Origin of the sequence: Gluconobacter sp. P1D12_c (genome assembly GCF_018812105.1) — a bacterium.
GTDB lineage: Bacteria > Pseudomonadota > Alphaproteobacteria > Acetobacterales > Acetobacteraceae > Gluconobacter > Gluconobacter oxydans_A.
This window is the reverse complement of the sequence record NZ_JACSIQ010000184.1, coordinates 1-602: the sequence shown is the minus strand read 5'-3', so window position 1 is coordinate 602 and position 602 is coordinate 1. Positions and strand designations below refer to the sequence as shown.

At 48.4% G+C, this 602-nt stretch carries 1 protein-coding gene; it reads left to right on the top strand.

The window, feature by feature from the left end; all coding sequences use genetic code 11:
• Positions 1–602 (top strand): plasmid recombination protein (locus KP705_RS16230; protein WP_215764991.1); only part of this gene is annotated, 602 nt, incomplete at both ends.

Genomic DNA, 602 nt, shown 5'->3' with positions numbered 1-602 from the left:
ATAGATGAGGCTACACGGAGAAATCCGGATGCCTGTTTGCATGTAGAAAATCCAGGCAAGCCGGTTCTCGTTTTTGGTCAGGATTTAGAAGATCTTGAGCGTGAGCATGAGCAGGCTTGCGATGGTGCTGTTGATGTTCAGAAGAATGGCAAGAGCAGGAAAATCAGAAGCACTCAAAATACTATGGCGTGCATTGTTCTGTCTTGGCCAGGTGAGATGGATGCCGATTGTAAGCGTTGGCAAGCTCGGTCGGTCAAGTGGTTGCAGGACACGTATGGGGACCAGTTGAAGACAGTCATCAGGCATGATGATGAGGCTTTTCCTCATCTTCATGCTTTCATCGTTCCTKATGATTTGAAGGCGATCAGCTTACATCCTGGGGATAGTGCAAAGCAGAAGGCCAAGGCGGATGGGTTATCTCCAAAGGAACAAAATGAAGCCTATAAGCAATCGTTTAGAGATTGGCAGGACAGTTATTGGGATAAGGTCGGGAAGCCTTCTGGCTTAACTCGTATTGGTCCAGGTCGTAGGCGTTTAACTCGGGACCAGTGGAACCAGGAGAAGCAACAAGCCAAGGCTTTAGCTATTGCTCTGGCTGATGG